The following is an 18,929-nucleotide window of genomic DNA, read 5'->3' on the forward strand; positions in this document are numbered from 1 at the left end:
CTGTATGAAAGTCAACGAGCGGACCGCGGCGTCGGCGGCGTCCCGGCGCACGCAGGCGGAACGGACGGCCATCACGCGCGCGCTGCTGGTCGGCGCCGGCCGAAAGCTGTTTGCTGACAAGGGTTTCAATGACGTTTCCACCCAGGCGATCGTCGCTGCCGCCGGTGTCACGCGCGGCGCGCTATATCACCAGTTCGACGATAAGGCGGCACTGTTCGCTGAGGTCTACGAGCAGGTCGAGCGGCAACTGGTCGAGGACATCGCCCGTCAGATCATGGAGCGCCAGCCGCTTGATCCGCTGGAGGCGATGAGGGTCGGGGCACGCTTGTTTCTCGACGGGTGCTCGGCGCCCGATGTGCAACGGATCGTCCTGATCGACGCCCCGGCGGTACTCGGCTGGGACCGCTGGCGGGCCGTGGGAGTCAAGTACGGGCTCGGCGTGATCGAGACGATGCTCGCCCATGCGATCGCCGAAGGCGCCGTCCCCGAGCAACCGTTACGTCCGACCGCGCATGTGCTGCTCGGTGCGCTCGACGAGGCGGCCCTGTTCGTGTCCCGTGCCGCTGACCGTGAACAGGCGCGTCACGAGATGGACGCCGTGTGCGGGCGGCTGATCAGCGGGATCGCCGGTCGCGGATAGCTTGCCTGATGGATGACTGGATCCGGACGCCACCGACGAGAAGATTGTTGTGGGCCGCCCTCGTGTTGTCGTTGGTTCTCGGGGTGGTGCTCGTCGTGGTCGATCGGCAGGAAGCCGGCGCGGCCGACCAGGTCGGTGTGGCCCTGACCGATGAGCAGGCGGTCGAGCAGGTCGTCGGTTCGGCCAGGAAGATCGTCGCTGCGGCGCGGTTGCGGGATGCCGCCGGCAGCTACTCATTCGTACCGTGCGAAACGGAGAGCGGACCTCCCTATCAAGCGGCTCTTTATATGAGTTTTACTCTGCTGCAGAGAGATTGGGTGCGGTATCTCAACGAGGTCGCCTCGGCGATGATCGCCGATGGCTGGACGGATGCCCCCACGAAGGCCGAGCACTTCGGCCGGAAACTCACCGGTGGCGGCGTAACGGCCGTGCTGCAACGTAACCTCGACGTTCCGGGCAATGCCACCATGCGTCTGTACGGCGAGTGTCGGAACATCTCCGACCATCGAAACGACGACCCGGCGTGGACGGAAGTCAGTCTGTGAGGCTGCGCTGCAGAAGGAGGGTGTCGAGCCACCGGCCGTGCTTGTATCCCACCGCGGTGAGGCGGCCGACTTCGATGAACCCGCGATTCCTGTGCAGCGCAAGGGAAGCCGCGCCATTTGAGTCCACGATGACCGCAATCACCTGACGAACACCTGCGCCGGCACATTCGGAGAGCAGTCCGTCGAGCAGCCTGCCACCGATGCCCAGCCCCAGCGCGCTGGGCGCGAGGTAGACCGAATCTTCTGCCGTGTGGCGATAGGCCGGGCGCGTCTTCCACGGTCCGCAATAGCCATAACCTGCCACCTGGCCGTCCAAGGTCGCAGTGAGAAAGGGCAATTCACGTTCGGCAACGGTGTCGAACCGCCTGCGCCACTCATCGGCGTCCGGGGGAGTCAGCTCGAAGGTTGCGACCCCGGTCAGCACGTGATGGGCGTAGATCTCGGCGATCGCATCGAGGTCATCGGTGACCGCGGGCCGGACCGCGATGTCCATGCCGAGGTCAGCAGGAGACTGGATGGGACTCGCAGTAAGGGGTGGTGCCGGGAAAGCGGTAGCGATGGTCGGCCACCCAGCGGTACACCGCATCTTCAAGTGCACGAATACCCGGGATGCGGTAGATCAGCAGTGGAACTCGCGTGCCGAGCGCCGCCGACACCGCGGCGTTGGCGGCCTCCGCGCCTGCGTACACGCTGCCGGTTGCATCCAGCCAGCGCACCGCGTCCATCAGGCTCGCGTCGGAAATTCCGAGGCGTTCGGCGGTCCCGGGTGTCTGCAGAGGCTCCGTGAGCAGACCACCGGTCCGGTTGAGTTTCAGCAGGAAGTTCCGCGATCGCGTGCACATTCCACAGTTGCCATCGAAGAACAGCGTTCCGGACATAGATCTATTGTCCTCCCGGCCTCGGCTCGGCAACAGCCGGTCGGGCCGAGATCACAAAGTGAGGCGCGACACCCCGATCCATCCGCTACCGGGCGGGCGGCCCTGGCGGCGCAGCATCCGGTGCGGCATCTCGGCGGCGTGCGGCCATGCCGCCGAGCGCTTCGAAAACCACGCGGTGCGCGGCGTTGACGGTCAGCTCCGCGTGGTCGTAGGCGGGCGCGACCTCGACCACGTCGACGCCGACGACGTCGTGCTCGCGGCAGAGTTGGCGCACCAGCCGCAAGAGATCCGCAGTGGTGATGCCGCCCGGCTCGGGTGTGCCGGTGCCGGGCGCGTGTGCGGGGTCAAGCACATCGATGTCGACGGAGACATAGAGCTTCTCGGCCTTGGCCAGGGCCTCATTCACCGCGTCGCGCATGACTTCCTTGAAGCCCCGCTCCCAGATCTCCTGCATGGTGTGCCACGTCATGCGTTGCTCTTGCATCCACTCGAATGTGTCCTGCGGCGGCCAATAGCCGCGGAGGCCCACCTGAACGAAATGGCTACCGGGCACGGCGCCGGACTCGATGAGCCGGCGCATCGGCGTGCCATGGCTGGCGAGGTTGCCTTCGATTTCATCGGCGGTGTCGGCGTGTGCGTCGAAGTGCACGATGCCCACGTTGCCGTAGCCATGAACGTCGGCTACGGCGGTCGCGGCGGGCCAGGTGATCGAGTGGTCGCCACCCAGGATCACCGGCACGATGCCGCGCGACGCGATGGCGTGTACGCGCTCGCGAATGTTGTTGTGTGAGACCTCGGTCTGCCCGTGCGGGCAGTACGCGTCGCCGAAGTCGACGACTTCGAGCCAGTCGAAGATCTCGAGGCCCAGATCCAGGTGATAGGTGCCCGGCTCGTAGGCGGTGGCACGAATCGCGCGGGGGCCGAAGCGGGCACCCGGCCGGTTCGTGGTCCCGACATCGAAGGGTGCCCCGACGATCGCCACGTCGGGTCGCCACGACTCCAACTGTTCGACCTCGGTGAGGAAGGGCCGGTGGCCGAAAGATGTCACGCCTGCGTACGCCAGCTCGAGCTGCTCGATCATCCCCGGCGGAAGTTCGCGCTGATGTTCGTGATCGTGACCGTGGCCCATCCCTCGACCGTACCGTCGCCAGGACTCAATCGGATGCGTTATGGGCTTGACGCTCAACCGAAGTGAGCGCTTCGCGCAGTGCCGGCGGGATCGGGCGTTTGGCCCAGTCCTCGGTGGAGACGACCACGTAGACGTTGTGGCCCCGCACCGCGGATCGCTCTTCGGCGGCGGGGTCGCCGTCCCGGCTGCACAACACATTGAAGCCCAGCGCAAAGCTGGTGGATCCGATTCTCTCGCAACAGACCTCGACGCGCACGCAGTCACGCCACCTGACGGGCCCCTTGAAGTCGATCTCGCTGTGCACCACCTGGATGTCGAATCCGTTCGCGATCAAACCTGGATAGGTGACGTCGAGATAGTCGAGGAAGCCGGTGCAGGCTTCGTCGAACCAGGTGAGGTAGTGGCCGTTGAACACGACACCCTGTTGATCGATCTCGGCGTAACGCGGTGTGATCGGCAGCGAGAACGAGGTCACCGCATCACCCTAGCGAGCACGCTCGACCGGACTGCGGCCAATTGCGGTCAGCAACGGTTCTCGACCGCGAGTGTGTCCGTTGGCGGCACTCGGGAAGACTGGGCTCGTGGACATGGTGACTATCGATGACATCAGGGCGGCGGCGGAGCGAATTCGCGCGTTCGCGGTGCGCACGCCGTTGCTGCCGGCGCTGTGGGCCGACGGGGACCGGCCACTGTGGATCAAGCCGGAGAACCTCCAGCCCATCGGTGCCTTCAAGGTGCGCGGAGCGTTCAACGCCATCGGCGCCATCGCCAACCGCGACGAGTCGGTCCGCACCCGAGGTGTGGTGGCCTACTCCAGCGGCAACCACGCCCAGGCAGTGGCGTACGCCGCCGCGGTGTATCGAATTCCCGCGCACATCGTGATGCCGGAGGAGACGCCGGGCATCAAGGTGGAGGCGACCCGTAACCACGGTGCCGAGGTGGTGCTGTGCAAAGCCGGCGAACGCGAGCGGGTGGCCGCAGAAGTACTGGAACGAACGGGCGGTGTGCTGGTCCCGCCGTTCGACCACCCCGCCATCATCGCCGGGCAGGGCACGATCGGCCTCGAGATCGCCGAGGACCTGCCCTCGGTCGAGAACGTGCTCGTCCCAGTCAGCGGTGGCGGACTGGCTTCCGGGATCGGCGCCGCGATCAAGGCGCTGTGCCCGCAGGCGCAGGTCTTCGGAGTGGAACCCGAGCTGGCCGCCGACACCGCGGAGGGACTCGTGCTGGGCCACCGCGTCGACTGGCCGATCGAGGACCGGAACCGCACGATCGCCGACGGTCTTCGGTCACAGCCCTCGGCGTTGACGTTCGCCCATCTTCAGAAGTTCCTCGACGGCGTGATCACCGTGTCAGAGAGCGAGATCCGCAGTGCGGTGCGTGAACTCGCGGTGAAGGCGCACCTGGTCAGTGAACCCAGTGGCGCTGTCGCACTGGCGGCCTACCGTCAGGGCGGGACACCTCCTGGGCGCACAGTGATGGTCCTGTCCGGCGGGAACATCGACCCGACCGCGCTGACGGACATGCTGGCGGGATAGCGGCGTTAGTGCACGCCCTCCATCAGGCGACTTATCCAGGGGGACAACGCGAATACGATTACACCCGCGACGACGGCGACCACGCCGAGGATGCCGAAGTAGGCGAATTCGTGTGCCGGGTCGTAGTAACCCGACAACACACCCGACATCGACGTGCCGATGCCGACGGAGAAGAAGTACAACGCCATCATCTGCGCCCGGAACGCTTCGGGGGCAAGCTTTGTGGTGACCGAGAGCCCGATCGGGGACAGCAGCAATTCGGAAATCGCGAACACTGCCATGATGGCGAGCACCCACAGCGCGGGGACCGCGCGGCCCGTTGAGCCCGACATCGGTAGGAACAGCAGAAACGCCACTCCCATGCCGATGACGCCATAGGCGAACTTTCGTGGGGTGGTGGGTGCGCGTTGACCGAGGCGTGTCCACATGATCGCGAACAACGGAGAGAGCAGGATGATCCACACCGGTTCGATGGACCCGATCCAGCTCGACGGGGCGGTCCAGCCAAAGATCGACCAGTTCATCCGCTCGTCAGAGTAGATCGCGAGCACGGTGAAGATCTGCTGGAACAGCGACCAGAACACAGCATTGGCAATGAAGAGCGGAATGAACGCCCGCAGCCTGGTCCGCTCGATCGGCACCACTTTTGCACTCGTCAGCATCACGACGAAGTAGGCGATCGCCGCCGCGACAATGACTCCCGTCGTCACCTGAGACAGATTGGACAACTTCACCAAACCCGTGGCGAACGCCGCCACGATCACCGCAACGGTGAGAATGCCTACGCCAACTGCCCAACCAATACCGCTGCGGGGTAAGGGGTTAGGCACGGTGCGGCCGTGGTCGCCGAGGTTGCGCCGGAAAATGACATATTGCGTGAGTCCCAGCGCCATCCCGACGGCTGCGGCGCCGAAGCCCCAGTGGAATCCGAGCCGGGTCTGCAGCAGGCCGGTGATGAGCGGTCCGACGAACGCGCCCAGGTTGATGCCGAGGTAGAACAGGGTGAAGCCGCCGTCGGCGCGCGGGTCGTCCTTCTCGTAGAGGGTGCCGAGTAGCGACGACGCATTGGCCTTCAAGGCGCCCGAGCCCAGTGCCACCAACACCAGACCCACGCCGACACCGGCAAGGCCCGGCACGACGGCGAGCGCGACGTGGCCGCACATGACCACCACGCCGCCGTAGAAGACGGTGCGCTCCATGCCGAGCACCCGGTCGGCGATCCAGCCGCCGAGGACCGTCGACAGATAGACCAGACCGCCGTAGGCGCCGACGATGCCGGTTGCGGTGGTCTTCTCCATTCCCAGGCCGCCGTCGGTGAGCGAGAAATAGAGGTAATACGCGAGGATCGTGAGCATCCCGTAGAACGAGAAGCGCTCCCAGAGTTCGACACCGAACAGATTGGTCAGTCCGATCGGATGGCCGAACACTGTGCGTCCGGCCGGGCCGCCTTCGATATCTCCCGCGGTATGTTCCACAGCTCCCATGAGGATCACCCTTCCACTCGGCGCCGATTTCCGGCGACCGATCGAATCTCCCCCGCATCGCCGGCAAAGACACCGTTGGAGACCCTGCAGTAGCTTTCTGCAACACAGCACATTTCGATTCGGTCGTGGCAGCTGTCGGAACGGCGCCCGGTGAGCCAGCTCACGAGGGCGCGGGTAAGGTCACCCCGAACAGATGGACGTCCGGAAGGGTGGTATGGAAGCCGTACTCGGCTTATCGGTGACGCCGTCCGCCGTCGGTCTCGTCCTCGTCGAGGGGCAAGATGCCGACGGGTCCACGGTTGACCGCGAGGCCTTCGAGATCGTTTCCGGACGGCATGCGACGCCGTTCCACACCTCGGAGCAGGCGGCCGCTGCGGTGCTGCGGACCGAGGCGATCGCGGCCACCCGCGGCCAGCGACTGCATTCGATCGGCGTGACATGGAGCGACGGCGCTGACACCGAGGCCGCGTTGCTGTTGAAATCCTTGAACGAACGCGGTTTCGACAATGTCGTTCCGGTTCGACTTCCCGAGGCGACGGAGGCCCTGGCGTGGGGCATCGCCGAGGTCATCGGATACGACGTCACCGCGGTGTGCGTGATCGAACCCGAGACGGTGATCATGCTCATCGTGCATTCCGGCGAGGGTGCCGTGCAGACGGCCGTCAACAACGGGATCGATACCGAAGAGTCGCTGCTTCGCTGGTTGCGCGCCGTCTTCGCCAGAGCCGACTGGCGGCCCGAGGCGTTGGTCATGGTCGGCTCCGGCAGCGAACTCCACGGTGTCATGCCCCGGCTCGAGAGCATCTTGTCGGTGCCCGTGTTCGCCCCGGCCGAGTCCGAGCTCGCGCTCGCCAGGGGCGCAGCGCTCGCGTCGGCGCACAACAGCGATTACCTGCAGATCGGGCGAGCTCCCGAGCCGACACCGCGTGAGCGCCGTCGGCCCCTGACTCAAACCGCTCCGCTGGCCATGCTCGTCGCAGGTGCGGTGACGTTCGTCGTATCGGTGTCGGTCGCCGTCAGCCTGGAGGTGGCGCCCCAGCGGAACGTCGTGTCGTCAGAGTCACGTCCGGCGGCGAAAGCGTCCCCTGACGTGGCGTCGGCGGCTGTGCGCGCCGCGCTGCCGCCCGCCCCCAGGCCCGCAGCCATCCCGGCCCCGATCGCGGAATCGCCTGCGGCCCCGCCCGTCGAGGTCATGCCCCAGCCGGAAGCCACCGTCGACATCCCCGAGGCGCCACCGGTCGTTCCCGTCGACGCGCTGCCTCCCGCCGCCGAGGTGCTGCCCGCTCCGGTCGCCCCGATCGAAGCGCTGCCGCCCGGAGCCATCCCACCGGCGCCGGGGCTGGTGCCCGCGCAGCCGACCCCGGTACCGGAGCAGCGACCGGGCCTGTTGACCAGGATCAGAGACCGGCTGTCGAACATCGGCGATAACGACGAGGTGCCACCACAAGCGCCGATGCCTGCCGCGCCGGGCGCACCGCTACCGCCACCGAACGCGGCCGCAGCGGCCCCTGAAGCGGCACCGCCTGCGCCTGAGGCCCCGGTGCCGGCACCGGGAGCGCCCCCCCTTCCACCGCCTCCGTGACGTCGCAGGCCACCGGTTCCGCGGTTCTGCGCCTTGCATTGCGCTCCGCCATCGTCGCGGCGGTGCTGACCGCGCTGATCGCCGTCGAAATCTCCTCGCGATCCGGGGTGATGTGGCGGCTGATCACCTTCACCTATCAGGCGAACCTGCTGGCCGCGGCGTACTACCTGTGGACTCTCGTCTCGCCCCGCGCCGATGCGCGCGTCGGACTCCGCGGAGCGGTCGTCCTGTACGTCGTCCTTGCAGGCGTCATCTGGAATCTGTTGTTGACGGGCCGCAGCATGGGTTACACGCCCGCGAATGTCCTGCTTCACGTCGTCGTTCCTGTCCTGGCGCTCAGCGACTGGCTTCTCGTCGGGCGTGGATGGGGACGAGTGCACTGGTGGCATCCGCTGGCCTGGTTGGTGTACCCCGCCATATATGTGGTCCTGGCCGTGGTGGTGCTCAACCAGGCCGGGCGTCGGGCGCCGTACTATTTTCTGGATCCGGGCAGTGTCGGGGTGGCCATGGTGTTGCTCAATATTTGTGTGCTGGGCGGCTGTGTGCTCGCCGTCGGCTATGCGTTGCTGGCCGTGAACCGGCTGGCGACCCCGGCGCGAATCGACGCCGTCTGAAACGTTCTCAACCGCGGATTCGATGATCGGTCGTGACTATTACCAACAGTGGCGACGACCCGCGGTGGCGCATGGGACTTGCAGCTAACCTGCTAACTCCTCAAGACGAACTAGGATAAAAGTGTGCTGAAACTTCGTTTCGTAGCCGTGGTCGGCGTCATGGTGGCCGCGCTGTCAGGGTCCATCGCGACTGTCTCTGCGGGTGTCACCGCTCCGACGGGCGTGGTGGGCATCTCGCCGAACGGGGCGACAGTCGGCGTGGCGCATCCGATCACAGTGACGTTCGCGGGACGGATCACCGACCGTGCCGCTGCGGAGAACAGCATCGATATCACCTCACCGGAAAAGCCGGCGGGCAACTTCACCTGGCTCAACGACAATGTCTTGCAATGGAATCCGAGCGAATTTTGGCCCGCACACAGCACCATCGCTTTGTCCGCCGGTGGCGTTAAAGCAAACTTCCAGACCGGCAGCGCCACGGTCGGAGTGGCAGACATCAGTGCCCACACCTTCACCGTCAGCGTGGACGGTGAGGTCATGCGTGAAATGCCGGCATCGATGGGCAAGTACGGGTTCGCGACGCCGATCGGAAATTTCACCGCGCTCGAGAAGCAGTCGGTCGTGATCATGGATTCGCGAACGATCGGAATCCCACTGGACGACCCGGAAGGCTACAAGCTCACCGTTTACGACGCCGTTCGCGTCACCTGGGGCGGTGTGTACGTGCATGGCGCACCCTGGTCGACCGGTTCACAGGGATATGAGAACGTCAGCCACGGGTGCATCAACCTCAGTCCGGACAACGCGGATTGGTACTACAACATGGTTCGGATCGGCGATCCGGTGATCGTCCAGGCCTAGCGCCGCGCTAGGCCGATAAATCGGCGTGCAGGTTCTTTGCGGTCGGGGAGTTCTCGACCACAGTCGGATCCGGATACGTCTGCAACACGCGATCTGCAGTGCCGGAACTGGTGACCGTGAACCAGTAGTGCTCGTTCTTGTAGTGGTGGTTGCGATGATTGCGCCAAATCGCCCGATAGACACTGGTTTTGGGCTTGTAATCGGTATGGATCAGGTAGTGGGTCCACTCGTATCCGATCCCGGCCACCGCAATGCAGACCAGGAAGGTCAGGCCCATCGGAAGCCGTGGGAACGTCAGCAGCGCGATTCCGACCACGAGCGGAAGCACCCACGTCGCAAGCGATTTCCACGGTATGAAGATCAAGAGGATGCTGCGAGGGTCGACGTGGTGGGCTCGGTGCTCCCTGGAAAGCAATGGGTCGATCGTGAGGCGGCCGATCCTCTTCGGGCGCCAGTGCAGGACGAACACGTGGATCATCCATTCGAAGAACGGAAAGAGCGTCAGAATCGCCAGCGGTACGAACGCGTCGGTGATCTGCCAGTCGCCGACGATGATCCGCGCGATGACGGCCGCGACGAGGACGGTGCCAATCATCCAGGGGGAGGGGTGTTTAGCGAATTCCCGCGCGGCGTCGGCCAGTGTCATCCTTTTGCGTACGGTACGTGCGGTGGCGTTGGTCACGACTGGTCCTTCAGGTCATCGAGGGCGGTAAGGAGTGCTGTGGTCGCGGGTTCGAGCAGGTTGTGGGCTGCCTGCCTGGCCCGCTCGGGGTCGCCCGTGGTGACCGCATCGGCGAGTTCACGGTATGCCTGCGGGCGGCCGACCTCGTCGGCCATCACCGAGGCAAGGGCGGGCAGCGCCGGCTCGTAGGTCGCGCGCAGCGTGTTGTACATCAGCCGAAACGCAATGGAGTCGGCGCCGTCGACGATGTGGTCCCAGAACGTCAGGGCGCAACGTTGCTGTTCGACGGGATCGCTTTCGTCGGACAGGGCGCGCAGTGCGTCATCGAGGATTGCGGCCAGTTCGGGGGCGCGACGCCGCGCGGCGAGTTCGGCAACCTTGGGTCCGTTGTGCAGGCGGGTCTCCAGGATGCTGCGGACAACGGACACGTCGAGTTCGCCGGCGCGGATGAGCAGGCGGGGGAGCAGGTCGAGTCCGGCGTGCCGACGGAAATCGCGCACCGTGGTGGCGTCGCCCTGGCGCACCTCGACCAGACCTGCAGAGATAAGGCGTTTGAGGGCTTCGCGCACAGCGGGCCGCGATACACCGAGTACCTCGGCGAGTCTGCGCTCGCTGGGCAGCGATTGGCCGGGCTGCATCTCGCCGCTGAGTACCTCGGCGACGATCTGCTCGAAGACGTCTTCGGGCACCGAGCGGCGGTTCACCGGTTGAAGGGCCATGCCGCCCACAGTGCCAGGCGACTGGCCAGAGGTCAAGTGGTCAGACCAGTTGCTCAGCCTGCGGCGAGGCGCTCTTTCATCGCTTCGGCCAGCGCAAGCATGGCCTGCATCGGGCGCACCATGACGGTGAACTCCGCGATCGCACCGTCGTCATCGAAGGAGATGAAGTCGCAACCCTGGAGCTGTTTGTCGCCCAGTCTGGCTTCGAAAACCAACGCATGGTCACGTGCACCGTCGGCGCCGATCTCACGCACGTATCGGAAGTCCTGGAAAACATCCATGACCGCCGCAAGGATCTGCCGCAGCGCCGCTCGGCCCTGGTAGGGCGTGAAGACGACCGGACTGCGAAAGACGACATCGTCGCGAAGGAGCGCGACGGCGGCGTCGAGGTCCCGGGCTTCGATCGCCGCACGGAAGGGGTGCGCCACTGCTCAGCAGCTGGCTTCGATGCGGAACGTCGCCGTCACGGCATTGCTCGGGTTGTCGGTGAACGAACCGTCGGCCGAGCCGCTGATCGTGAATTTCCCGCCCTGGCCGGTCACTTCGGCTTCACCGACCCGGCCCTGCCAGAAGGTGCCCGTGAAGCCGCCGAAATCGCGGAAGTCGACCGATTGCACCGAGACCTCGCCGTCGGTGTTCAAGAACGCAGTCAACGTCGTCGGTTCGCCGGGGGTCTTGATGTTCCACATCCAACCGGTCTGCGAGCACACCACGGCGTGGGCATCACCGGTGCTCTTGCCGTCGATGGTCACCTTCGCGGTCGTGCCACCGAGAGCGGCGGGCGGCGTTGAGCAACCTGCGGCGGCGGCGGCGAGCGCAACGGCGACTGCCGCGACGAATCGATTGTCCATGTCGGGTCACTCTATTGCTGTTGACGGCCCGCCATGTGTATTTCACCGGAGCGCGGCGGCGGTCGCCTCGTCAGCGGGGAGAAACGCCTCGATGGACAGCTCGGCGGCGGTGAGGTCGAGCGCTGTCCCGAAGGTCGTCACGGTTGACAGGAACGTCAGCAGTTGCCCCTTCGGGGTATAGAGCTCCAGCGGAACCGCAACGCCGCCGAGATCGCGTGTCGGGTCGAATCCGCCTGGAAACGACTCGATCTCGGCCAACAAGGCTGACAGTTCGTCCGACCCGCTCACCGCCGCCTCTCGACGCAGTCTCTCGACGACATGGTGTCGCCACTGCGCGAGATTACGAATCCGTGGTGCCAGACCCTCCGGATGCAACGAAATGCGAAGTGCATTCGGCCGCTCGAGAAGTCTCGGCGCTACGCCCTCCAAGAGCACTCCGGCGCCGCCGTTGGCGTGCACGATCTGCCAACCCCGATCCACCACGACACAGGGATACGGGTCGTACGCGCTCAGCACATGCTCGACGCCGTCGCGCACCGCGGCCATGTCGGGATCCGCCAGCGACCGCTCGCCGTACACCGGGGCGAGCCCGGCGGCCATCAACAACTGGTTCTGTTCGCGAAGAGGGACACCGAGTACCTCGGCGAGCCGCAACACCATGGCCCGACTCGGGCTCGACCGGCCGGTCTCGATGAAGCTCACGTGGCGGGCGGACACGTCTGCCTCGATCGCCAGGTCGAGTTGGCTCAGCCGACGACGTTGTCGCCAGTCGCGCATCATCGTGCCGAAGGGCGGAGACTGCACATGGGCTGTGGTCACCGGCTCAGTGTCGCGCAGCTCTGCTCTCGGGGCCATTACTCGACAGGTAATTGCGGCACTTACCTTGCCGCGGCACGGTGGGTGCAGACAGTCGAGCAAAGGAGAGCGACCATGCGGACCACAGCACCCGCCGACCGGCCGATACCGCGGTGGCTGCACTTCGTGCTGATCTCCGACCGGGCCGGCTCGTCGTGGTACATCGGTACCGGATTCTTCTTCGCGCCATTGCTGGTGTTGGTGTCGCCGTGGCCGACTGTCACCACCGTCGCGTGGGTCATCATCGGGCTTGCGGGCCTGTGGCTCGGTCTGCTCGGTATCGCCATGGCGACCGGTCTCGCGATAGCCATGCGGTCGAATGTCGATATCCCCGAGGACTATTGGCGTTCGTTGGTCGACTATCCGGTCAGGTAACGCCCGCGCCGGTGTAGTCGACCTGCCAATGCTTGATGCCGTTGAGCCAGCCCGACCGTAGCCTCTCGGGCGCGGAAATCGGCCTGAGGTTCGGCATCTCGTCGGCGATCGCGTTGAAAATCAGATCGATCGTCATCCTGGCCAGGTTCGCGCCGATGCAGTAGTGGGCTCCGGTGCCGCCAAAACCCACGTGCGGGTTGGGATCTCGCAAGATATTGAAGCTATAGGGATCGTCGAACACTTCTTCGTCGAAGTTGGCCGACCGGTAGAAGATCACCACCCGGTCGTCCTTCTTGATCTCGACGCCGCTGAGTTCGGTGTCCTCGAGCGCGGTGCGCTGGAAGGAGGTGACCGGCGTTGCCCAGCGAACGATTTCGTCCGCGGTCGTCGCGGGCCGTTCGCGCTTGAAAAGCTCCCACTGGTCGGGGAATTCGGTGAACGCCATCATGCCCTGGGTGATCGAGTTGCGGGTGGTCTCGTTGCCCGCAACGGCCAGCAGGATCACGAAGAAGCCGAACTCGTCGTCGGTGAGCTTGTGGCCCTCGACATCTGCCTGCACCAGCTTGGTAACGAGGTCGTCCCCCGGGGTCTTGCCGCGCTCAGCGGCCATCTGCATGCCGTACATGATCAATTCGACGGATGCGGCCGTCGGGTCGTTCCTGCCGTACTCAGGGTCCTGGTCGCCGACCATCTGGTTCGACCACTCGAACAGCTTCATGCGGTCTTCTTGCGGCACACCCATCAGCCCGGCGATCGCCTGCAGCGGAAGCTCGCAGGACACCTGCTCGACGAAATCGCCGGATCCCTCGGCCGCGGCCCGCTTGGCGATGTCGCGAGCCCGCAGGCGAAGCTCCTCGCGCAATGACTCGATCGCCCGCGGGGTGAATGCGCGCGAGATGATCTTGCGCAGGTGGGTGTGATGCGGGGCGTCCTGGTTGAGCAGCACCACCTTGCCCGCCTCCAGTGATGCCGGATCGGCCTCATCGCGGTAGCGCGGCAGCGCGGTCTTCTTGTTACTGGAGAACACGTCGCTGCGCCGCGACACCTCCTTGACGTCCTTGTGCTTGGTCACCACCCAGTAGCCGTTGTCGCCGAAGGCGAGGTTGCCCCGCTCCTGTTCCTGCCACCAGATCGGCGCCACCTTCCGCATATGGGCGAGCTCGTCGATCGGCAGCCGCTCCGCATAGATGTCGGGATCGGTGAAGTCGAATCCGGGCGGAAGATTCGGCGTTGGCATCAATGCACCCCTTGTATGACGTTGCGTAGTGGCGGTAATTCATTGCTACACCACAGATGGGGCCCTCTGCGGGCGGTTACAGATACTCCGAAGTAGAACGTGTTCCCGTTGCCGTCCAGTTCTTGACCGGTTGTTCACTTGGGCCTCAGGTGTAACAATTTTGACGATCAATCTGAAGCACTCAGTAGACCGGGTTCGGGTCAACATGCGGAAGGGGGCTTAAGTGGTAATCGATATCGTCGGCATTGAGGTGAAGGCGGCGACGGTCGCCGCCGCCGGCCTGGGAGCGCTCGCCGCGCTGCTTTCGGGGGCGACGGTGGCCCATGCCGATCCGGCCGCTCCGCCTCCGCCTCCGCCGCCGGCGTTGAACGCGCCCGCCGTCCCGGGTTCCGCGCCGGCCATGCCCGTCCCCGCTGCTCCCGCTGTGGTTGCATCCGCACCCGTTCCCGCGACTCCCGCAGAAGACGTCCCGCATCTCGCGAGCCCGGAAAACCTGCCGCCCGGCACCAGCATCACCCCGGTCGGCCCACAGCAGAGCAATGGTGGCTCCTATCTGCGCGAACTCTGGCACGCCGTCCAAACGCAAGAGGTCAGCGGTAAGGACGCGCTGCTTCTGCTGACGCAGCGGCCTCTGAACGCCGATGCCACGCCGCCGCCGGGACTCGCGGCGAATCCGCAGCAGCAGATGCCTGCGGCCCCGCCGCCTCCTGGTGATCCGATACTGCCACCGGCCGCTCCGGTGCCTCCTGCCGCACCTGCGCCTGCACCGCCGCCGACGCCGTAGCGGTCAGGAGCGGACGTCTCTGCCCGCCCGCGCCAGTAGTTCTTGCACCATCCGTACATGGGTGGGCACCACGCGCGCCCACAGCGCGCGGACGACCGCGTTGTCGTGGCGCACGAAGGTGGCGAATAGCAACCGGTCCGCCTCACGCCTCAAAAACAGTTCCCCGGGCATGCCGACCCGCGACTCGGCGCCCAGCAGTACGAAGGTCGGGTCTGCCGTGCGGATTTGCCAGCCGAGCACCGAGCGGTCTGTTCCTGACAGGCTCACCCGGAGGCCGAGTGCTGACCAGCCCGACAGCAGCTGCAGCCGCACCGCCGCCGACGCGCCTTCCAGGATCATGCGCATCCACTGCTCGGCCGTCAGAGCGGACGTTTCGCCGACATCGACGACGAACGCATCTTCGTAATCGACGCGACCTAGCGTGCTCGCCGATCGGACGCCGGGAAGTGGCGCGATCTGACGGACACCGGTTTCGGCGGCCTCCGCGCGCATCACTGGAGTCCACGCTGGGAGGGGACGGACCCGCTGCGGCGCTCCCGCCATGCTCGACCGATGTCGCGCATCATCAGTGGGTAGACGATCAGATGGCGAAACGGAGCGATTGCCGCCATGTAGGCGACACCGAATGCGCCGTTCGGTCGGACGAGAACCGCCATCTGTCCATGAAATCCTTCAGATCCTCCACAGCCGTCGGGCACCCAGCCGACGTGCAAAACCCCGTGCACCGTTTGGTTGGCGATCTCCATCGCGAACTCATTGTCGGCCAGGTACAGCGGGCTGAATGGAGACCCGTCTCTCGGGCGATCGTTTCGGGTGTGGCGCAGGTCGTCTGGAAGCCGGTCTCGCAGCGTCTCGACGCGTGCGCCCAGACCCGCGTCGGGTCGGTCGAGGCCGAGTACCCGACCGAGGGTCCACCGAATGGCGAACAGCGCGCGCACTACGGGAGAGGAGTGTCCCGGATCGAACGTCGACCATAAGTCGACCAGTTGTGTGAAGTCGTCTTCGCCGCCGGGTGTCGGCAACACCCAGACGTCGAGAACCTGAAATTCCTTGGTGAGGTCGTGGATTCGCCACGGCCACTTAGTGTGTTCGCTCTTGTCGAGGGGCGTGGAACCAAGCATACAGTACTGTATGCTTGGTTGACCTCGGGAGTCAAGACCCGTCGATTCGGTTGGAGGACCATGGTTGCCCAGACCCGCACACCGCGCGGTACGTGGATCGACGCCGGCTTGGAAGCGCTCGCGACGGGTGGACCCGACGCGGTGCGGGTGGACCTTCTCGCGAAGGCTCTCGAAGTCACTCGCGGCGGCTTCTACCACCACTTCGAGAGCAGGGGAGTCTTTCTCGACGCGCTGCTCGAAGAGTGGGAGCGCCGCAGCACCGACGAGGTGCTCGACCGGGTGGAGGCCGAAGGCGGAGACGCCAGGGAGAAGGTGCGCAAGGCGGGTCTCCTCACCTTCTCCAAAGAGCTACTGCCCGTTGACCTCGCGGTGCGTGACTGGGCACGACGGGACAAGTCGGCGGCCAGACGCCTGCGCCGGGTCGACAACCGGCGCATGGAGTACCTGCGCGCACTGATCGGCACCTTCAGCGATGATGCCGGCGATGTGGAGGCGCGCGCCATGCTCGCTTTCTCCCTCGCGATCGCCAACCACTTCATCGCCGCCGACCATCCCGGCCTGGGCAGGCGGCAGGTGCTTGAACGAGCTACGGGGCGTCTGCTGGCCGACTAAGCGGTGCTCACCGCTTCGATCCTGGTGGGTACCGCTTCGATACGGGCGGGTACATGCTTGTGCCAGGGCGTGCCGGCATACGCGTCGCGCCAGTCGCTGGACGTCAGCGCGTTCGGCGCCACGCCGGGAACGTGCGCTTGGCCTTCGTCATCGGTGAAATCGAGGCCGAAGCCATTGGGTAGTGACGCGTGACCGGGCAGCATCGCCTCACTGATCTCGACGCTCGCCTCCGCGCTGCCTGCCGCGGTCGTGATGCGAGCCCGCCCGCCGTGGACAAGCCCGAGCGCTTCGGCGTCCTCGAGACTGACCCGCAGTGCACCGTCGGCGTCGCGCTTGCGCCAGGCCGGGTCACGGAAGATGTCGTTGGCCGTGTAGGCGCGGCGTTCACCCGCAGACAGCACAATCGGGAAATCGGGCGTCGTGAATTGCGGTGTGGCGTCGGCCAGTGCGCGAATCTCGTCCAGCATCACCGGCATGTCGAGCGCGATCTTGTGATCGGCGTGTGTGATCAATGCGAAGTCGTCCTCGTACTCATGGACAGTGAATGTGATACCCGAACGGCTGGACAGGATCGCGTCGAACAAGGCATTGCCGTCGGCGTAACCGGCGCGGCGCACCGCGTCGGGATAGGACATGGCCGCCTTCTGGGCGAGGCCCCACAATGCGGCTGCTCCGGAAAGGCCCTCGGGCAGAGTGGGCCCCAGCGTTTCGTACAGGACAAAGGGGAGCACTTTGCCGAGCATCGGGCTGGCGCTGACGGCCTGCAGGAACGCCGCTGTGAACGACTCGCGATTCTCGCCTGCGGCGCGCCGCAACGGTTCCAGGTCGGCGTCATCGACCACGCCGAGTGCCCGCACCAGTCGCGCCCAGATCTCGGGCTCGGGGAGGGTTCCGGCGAGCGGCTCCATCAAGCGATGCCGCAAATGGAAGGTGTTGTGCGGGAATTCGAGGTTGAAGAACGTCGCCTCGGTCTTCTCGTACTGCGATGCGGCGGGCAGCACGTAGTGGGCCAACCGCGCGGTTTCCGTCATTGCAACATCGATCACCACCATCAGCTCCAGCGAGCCGAACGCCTCGCGACACGCATTGGAGTCCGCCAGTGAATGCGCGGGGATTGCTGCTTTCGACGATCATCGCGCGGAACCTGTCCGGATGATCGCCCAGCATTTCGGAGGGGATGACGTTGCTCGGGATCAGCCCACCGACGATGGGGGCACCGGTGACCGGCGTGCGGCCCACATCGGGAGTGTGGCGGAACAGTGGTCCGAACGCCGAATGGAGATGCTGCCCGCCGCGTTTCGCGAAGTTTCCGGTCAGGATCCAGAGCAGCTTGTTCAGGTAGGAGCACAGCGTGCTGTTGGGAGCCTGCTGGACGCCCAGATCCTCGAACACCGACACGCTTGCCGCCGCGCCGATGCGTCGCGCCGCTGTCCGGATCAGCTCATCGTCGAGGCCGCACCGCAGCGCATAATCACCGACGTCGACGGTGCGAAGTACCTCGACAACAGATTCCACACCCGTGACATGTTCAGCAAGAAATGCGTTGTCGCAGAGATCTTCCTGCACCACGACAGCGGCCAGCGCCGCCAGCGCCCAGGCGTCCGTGCCCGGCCGCACGCGCAGGTGAATGTCGGCCATCTTGGCGGTGTCGGTGATCACCGGATCGATGACGATCATCGCGCGCTGCGGGTCCTTGGCGATCTCGTTGAGCACCGTGCGTGCCCGCGGGAAACTCTGCGACATCCACGGGTTCTTGCCGATGAACACCGACACCTCGGCGTGCTCGAATTCCCCTCGCGTGTGCCCGCCGTAGAGGTGGGCGTCGACCCAGGCTTCACCGGTCTTCTCCTGCGCGAGCGCATTGGAGCGGTAGTGCGAGCCGAGTGCCTTGAGGAAGGCGCTGCTGTATGCACCGCCGAGATGGTTGCCCTGTCCGCCGCCGCCGTAGTAGAAGATCTTGTCGCCGCCATAGGTCTGGGCGACGCGTTTGAAGCCCGCCGCAATCTCGACGATGGCTGTCTCCCAGTCGATTTCCTCGTAGCTGCCGTCGGGGCGTCGACGCATCGGAGAGGTCAGCCGACCGCGATTGTTCTGGTAGTGGTCCAGTCGTAGCGCCTTGTTGCAGGTGTACCCCTGCGACGCGGGGTGTTCCTTGTCGCCGCGGATCTTTGCCAGCTTGCGGCCGTCCAGTTGGACGACGATGCCGCAGTTGCATTCGCAGAGAATGCACGCGGTCGACTGCCATTCTTCTGGAGCCGCTACGGCGGCGACATCCTCTTTAGCCATCACCGGAATTCCTTAAGTTCGTAGGTGCAGTTACTTCGTGTTGTTACGTTGTGCTGTGACCCGGGTGGGCCGGGTGAGGCTGCATCGGTTTAGCCGGCCTTGGTGGTGCGGCTTGAAAGGACTGGCCGCCCGGCCT

Annotated in this window: 22 protein-coding genes and 1 pseudogene; 9 read left to right on the forward strand and 14 right to left on the reverse strand. The window is 65.4% G+C overall.

Features of this window, described 5'->3' with window-relative positions:
* Window positions 1–4: 4 nt before the first annotated feature.
* On the forward strand, window positions 5–640 hold the full coding sequence (locus CSQ99_RS24025) for a TetR/AcrR family transcriptional regulator (protein WP_099041508.1): 636 nt from the start codon (window positions 5–7) through the stop codon (window positions 638–640).
* Between the two features lie 8 nt (window positions 641–648).
* Window positions 649–1,185 carry a hypothetical protein gene (locus CSQ99_RS24030; RefSeq protein ID WP_099041509.1) on the forward strand — a complete coding sequence of 179 codons (537 nt, stop codon included), beginning with the start codon at window positions 649–651 and terminating at the stop codon, window positions 1,183–1,185.
* Here the strand turns inward: CSQ99_RS24030 and CSQ99_RS24035 are convergent.
* The 4 genes from CSQ99_RS24035 to CSQ99_RS24050 form a co-directional block, all read right to left on the reverse strand.
* Window positions 1,175–1,678, reverse strand: coding sequence for a GNAT family N-acetyltransferase (locus tag CSQ99_RS24035; RefSeq protein ID WP_099041510.1), 504 nt, complete (start codon window positions 1,676–1,678; stop codon window positions 1,175–1,177). The genes CSQ99_RS24030 and CSQ99_RS24035 overlap by 11 nt on opposite strands.
* A 7-nt stretch (window positions 1,679–1,685) precedes the next feature.
* A complete protein-coding gene (locus CSQ99_RS24040) occupies window positions 1,686–2,063 on the reverse strand; it encodes a thiol-disulfide oxidoreductase DCC family protein (protein WP_099041511.1) in 378 nt (125 codons plus the stop codon).
* Between the two features lie 85 nt (window positions 2,064–2,148).
* Window positions 2,149–3,144: an agmatinase gene (gene speB, locus CSQ99_RS24045; protein WP_099041533.1), complete on the reverse strand. Its 996-nt coding sequence runs from the start codon at window positions 3,142–3,144 to the stop codon at window positions 2,149–2,151.
* Between the two features lie 73 nt (window positions 3,145–3,217).
* Window positions 3,218–3,667, reverse strand: coding sequence for an acyl-CoA thioesterase (locus CSQ99_RS24050; protein ID WP_099041512.1), 450 nt, complete (start codon window positions 3,665–3,667; stop codon window positions 3,218–3,220).
* 112 nt (window positions 3,668–3,779) lie between these two features.
* Here CSQ99_RS24050 and CSQ99_RS24055 point away from each other — a divergent pair, with 112 nt between their 5' ends.
* Window positions 3,780–4,730 (forward strand): threonine ammonia-lyase, encoded by a 951-nt coding sequence (locus CSQ99_RS24055; RefSeq protein WP_099041534.1) that lies wholly within the window; start codon window positions 3,780–3,782, stop codon window positions 4,728–4,730.
* A 5-nt stretch (window positions 4,731–4,735) separates the two neighbouring features.
* Here the strand turns inward: CSQ99_RS24055 and CSQ99_RS24060 are convergent, their stop codons facing one another.
* A complete protein-coding gene (locus tag CSQ99_RS24060) occupies window positions 4,736–6,214 on the reverse strand; it encodes a peptide MFS transporter (protein WP_099041535.1) in 1,479 nt (492 codons plus the stop codon).
* A 193-nt stretch (window positions 6,215–6,407) separates the two neighbouring features.
* Here CSQ99_RS24060 and CSQ99_RS24065 point away from each other — a divergent pair, with 193 nt between their 5' ends.
* The 3 genes from CSQ99_RS24065 (at window position 6,408) to CSQ99_RS24075 (ending at window position 9,271) form a co-directional block, all read left to right on the forward strand.
* A complete protein-coding gene (locus CSQ99_RS24065; protein WP_245909058.1) occupies window positions 6,408–7,796 on the forward strand; it encodes a DUF7159 family protein in 1,389 nt (462 codons plus the stop codon).
* Window positions 7,793–8,410 carry a Pr6Pr family membrane protein gene (locus tag CSQ99_RS24070; protein WP_099041514.1) on the forward strand — a complete coding sequence of 206 codons (618 nt, stop codon included), beginning with the start codon at window positions 7,793–7,795 and terminating at the stop codon, window positions 8,408–8,410. The genes CSQ99_RS24065 and CSQ99_RS24070 overlap by 4 nt, the downstream gene beginning before the upstream one ends.
* Before the next feature lie 123 nt (window positions 8,411–8,533).
* Window positions 8,534–9,271, forward strand: coding sequence for a L,D-transpeptidase (locus CSQ99_RS24075; RefSeq protein ID WP_099041515.1), 738 nt, complete (start codon window positions 8,534–8,536; stop codon window positions 9,269–9,271).
* 7 nt (window positions 9,272–9,278) lie between these two features.
* On the opposite strand, the gene CSQ99_RS24080 is transcribed toward CSQ99_RS24075, so the two are convergent.
* Genes CSQ99_RS24080 through CSQ99_RS24100 form a run of 5 tightly spaced genes read right to left on the reverse strand, consistent with a single transcriptional unit; the run spans window position 9,279 to window position 12,303 of the window.
* On the reverse strand, window positions 9,279–9,917 hold the full coding sequence (locus CSQ99_RS24080; protein ID WP_425437864.1) for a sterol desaturase family protein: 639 nt from the start codon (window positions 9,915–9,917) through the stop codon (window positions 9,279–9,281).
* A 32-nt stretch (window positions 9,918–9,949) separates the two neighbouring features.
* The gene (locus CSQ99_RS24085; RefSeq protein ID WP_176561195.1) at window positions 9,950–10,672 is read right to left on the reverse strand and encodes a FadR/GntR family transcriptional regulator; all 723 of its coding nucleotides are present in this window, start codon (window positions 10,670–10,672) and stop codon (window positions 9,950–9,952) included.
* A 53-nt stretch (window positions 10,673–10,725) separates the two neighbouring features.
* Window positions 10,726–11,100, reverse strand: a complete 375-nt coding sequence (locus CSQ99_RS24090; protein ID WP_099041518.1) for a nuclear transport factor 2 family protein — start codon at window positions 11,098–11,100, stop codon at window positions 10,726–10,728.
* Between the two features lie 3 nt (window positions 11,101–11,103).
* The gene (locus tag CSQ99_RS24095) at window positions 11,104–11,523 is read right to left on the reverse strand and encodes a lipoprotein LpqH (protein ID WP_099041519.1); all 420 of its coding nucleotides are present in this window, start codon (window positions 11,521–11,523) and stop codon (window positions 11,104–11,106) included.
* Window positions 11,524–11,565: 42 nt separating this feature from the next.
* Window positions 11,566–12,303, reverse strand: coding sequence for a helix-turn-helix domain-containing protein (locus tag CSQ99_RS24100; protein WP_099041536.1), 738 nt, complete (start codon window positions 12,301–12,303; stop codon window positions 11,566–11,568).
* 150 nt (window positions 12,304–12,453) lie between these two features.
* On the opposite strand from CSQ99_RS24100, the gene CSQ99_RS24105 reads away from it, so the two are divergent.
* Window positions 12,454–12,753 carry a hypothetical protein gene (locus CSQ99_RS24105; RefSeq protein ID WP_099041520.1) on the forward strand — a complete coding sequence of 100 codons (300 nt, stop codon included), beginning with the start codon at window positions 12,454–12,456 and terminating at the stop codon, window positions 12,751–12,753.
* On the opposite strand, the gene CSQ99_RS24110 is transcribed toward CSQ99_RS24105, so the two are convergent.
* The gene (locus CSQ99_RS24110; protein WP_099041521.1) at window positions 12,746–13,990 is read right to left on the reverse strand and encodes a cytochrome P450; all 1,245 of its coding nucleotides are present in this window, start codon (window positions 13,988–13,990) and stop codon (window positions 12,746–12,748) included. The genes CSQ99_RS24105 and CSQ99_RS24110 overlap by 8 nt on opposite strands.
* A gap of 223 nt (window positions 13,991–14,213) precedes the next feature.
* On the opposite strand from CSQ99_RS24110, the gene CSQ99_RS24115 reads away from it, so the two are divergent.
* Complete coding sequence (locus CSQ99_RS24115) at window positions 14,214–14,774, forward strand: hypothetical protein (protein WP_099041522.1); 561 nt, start codon at window positions 14,214–14,216, stop codon at window positions 14,772–14,774.
* 3 nt (window positions 14,775–14,777) lie between these two features.
* Here the strand turns inward: CSQ99_RS24115 and CSQ99_RS24120 are convergent, their stop codons facing one another.
* Together CSQ99_RS24120 and CSQ99_RS24125 are read right to left on the reverse strand one after the other, a co-directional pair.
* A complete protein-coding gene (locus tag CSQ99_RS24120) occupies window positions 14,778–15,266 on the reverse strand; it encodes a hypothetical protein (protein WP_245909059.1) in 489 nt (162 codons plus the stop codon).
* Window positions 15,266–15,895: a DUF2867 domain-containing protein gene (locus tag CSQ99_RS24125; RefSeq protein WP_099041524.1), complete on the reverse strand. Its 630-nt coding sequence runs from the start codon at window positions 15,893–15,895 to the stop codon at window positions 15,266–15,268. Before CSQ99_RS24125 ends, CSQ99_RS24120 begins: the two co-directional genes overlap by 1 nt.
* A gap of 60 nt (window positions 15,896–15,955) precedes the next feature.
* Between CSQ99_RS24125 and CSQ99_RS24130 the strand changes: the two genes are divergently transcribed.
* Window positions 15,956–16,507, forward strand: coding sequence for a TetR/AcrR family transcriptional regulator (locus tag CSQ99_RS24130; protein ID WP_099041525.1), 552 nt, complete (start codon window positions 15,956–15,958; stop codon window positions 16,505–16,507).
* On the opposite strand, the pseudogene CSQ99_RS24135 reads toward CSQ99_RS24130, so the two are convergent.
* Window positions 16,504–18,793, reverse strand: a pseudogene (locus CSQ99_RS24135) (molybdopterin-dependent oxidoreductase). The gene CSQ99_RS24130 and the pseudogene CSQ99_RS24135 overlap by 4 nt on opposite strands.
* Between the last annotated feature and the right edge of the window lie 136 nt (window positions 18,794–18,929).

Source organism: Mycobacterium neglectum (assembly GCF_002591975.1).
GTDB lineage: Bacteria > Actinomycetota > Actinomycetes > Mycobacteriales > Mycobacteriaceae > Mycobacterium > Mycobacterium neglectum.

What these genes read in the sequence shown, in the direction of transcription:
- CSQ99_RS24025 (WP_099041508.1), top strand. Translation starts at nt 5, where the DNA reads ATGAAAGTCAACGAGCGGACCGCGGCGTCGGCGGCGTCCCGGCGCACG.
- CSQ99_RS24030 (WP_099041509.1), top strand. Translation starts at nt 649, where the DNA reads ATGGATGACTGGATCCGGACGCCACCGACGAGAAGATTGTTGTGGGCC.
- CSQ99_RS24035 (WP_099041510.1), bottom strand. Translation starts at nt 1,678, where the DNA reads ATGGACATCGCGGTCCGGCCCGCGGTCACCGATGACCTCGATGCGATC.
- CSQ99_RS24040 (WP_099041511.1), bottom strand. Translation starts at nt 2,063, where the DNA reads ATGTCCGGAACGCTGTTCTTCGATGGCAACTGTGGAATGTGCACGCGA.
- speB (WP_099041533.1), bottom strand. Translation starts at nt 3,144, where the DNA reads ATGATCGAGCAGCTCGAGCTGGCGTACGCAGGCGTGACATCTTTCGGC.
- CSQ99_RS24055 (WP_099041534.1), top strand. Translation starts at nt 3,780, where the DNA reads ATGGTGACTATCGATGACATCAGGGCGGCGGCGGAGCGAATTCGCGCG.
- CSQ99_RS24060 (WP_099041535.1), bottom strand. Translation starts at nt 6,214, where the DNA reads ATGGGAGCTGTGGAACATACCGCGGGAGATATCGAAGGCGGCCCGGCC.
- CSQ99_RS24065 (WP_245909058.1), top strand. Translation starts at nt 6,408, where the DNA reads ATGGACGTCCGGAAGGGTGGTATGGAAGCCGTACTCGGCTTATCGGTG.
- CSQ99_RS24080 (WP_425437864.1), bottom strand. Translation starts at nt 9,917, where the DNA reads ATGACACTGGCCGACGCCGCGCGGGAATTCGCTAAACACCCCTCCCCC.
- CSQ99_RS24085 (WP_176561195.1), bottom strand. Translation starts at nt 10,672, where the DNA reads ATGGCCCTTCAACCGGTGAACCGCCGCTCGGTGCCCGAAGACGTCTTC.
- CSQ99_RS24095 (WP_099041519.1), bottom strand. Translation starts at nt 11,523, where the DNA reads ATGGACAATCGATTCGTCGCGGCAGTCGCCGTTGCGCTCGCCGCCGCC.
- CSQ99_RS24100 (WP_099041536.1), bottom strand. Translation starts at nt 12,303, where the DNA reads ATGATGCGCGACTGGCGACAACGTCGTCGGCTGAGCCAACTCGACCTG.
- CSQ99_RS24105 (WP_099041520.1), top strand. Translation starts at nt 12,454, where the DNA reads ATGCGGACCACAGCACCCGCCGACCGGCCGATACCGCGGTGGCTGCAC.
- CSQ99_RS24110 (WP_099041521.1), bottom strand. Translation starts at nt 13,990, where the DNA reads ATGCCAACGCCGAATCTTCCGCCCGGATTCGACTTCACCGATCCCGAC.
- CSQ99_RS24120 (WP_245909059.1), bottom strand. Translation starts at nt 15,266, where the DNA reads ATGCGCGCGGAGGCCGCCGAAACCGGTGTCCGTCAGATCGCGCCACTT.
- CSQ99_RS24125 (WP_099041524.1), bottom strand. Translation starts at nt 15,895, where the DNA reads ATGCTTGGTTCCACGCCCCTCGACAAGAGCGAACACACTAAGTGGCCG.
- CSQ99_RS24130 (WP_099041525.1), top strand. Translation starts at nt 15,956, where the DNA reads ATGGTTGCCCAGACCCGCACACCGCGCGGTACGTGGATCGACGCCGGC.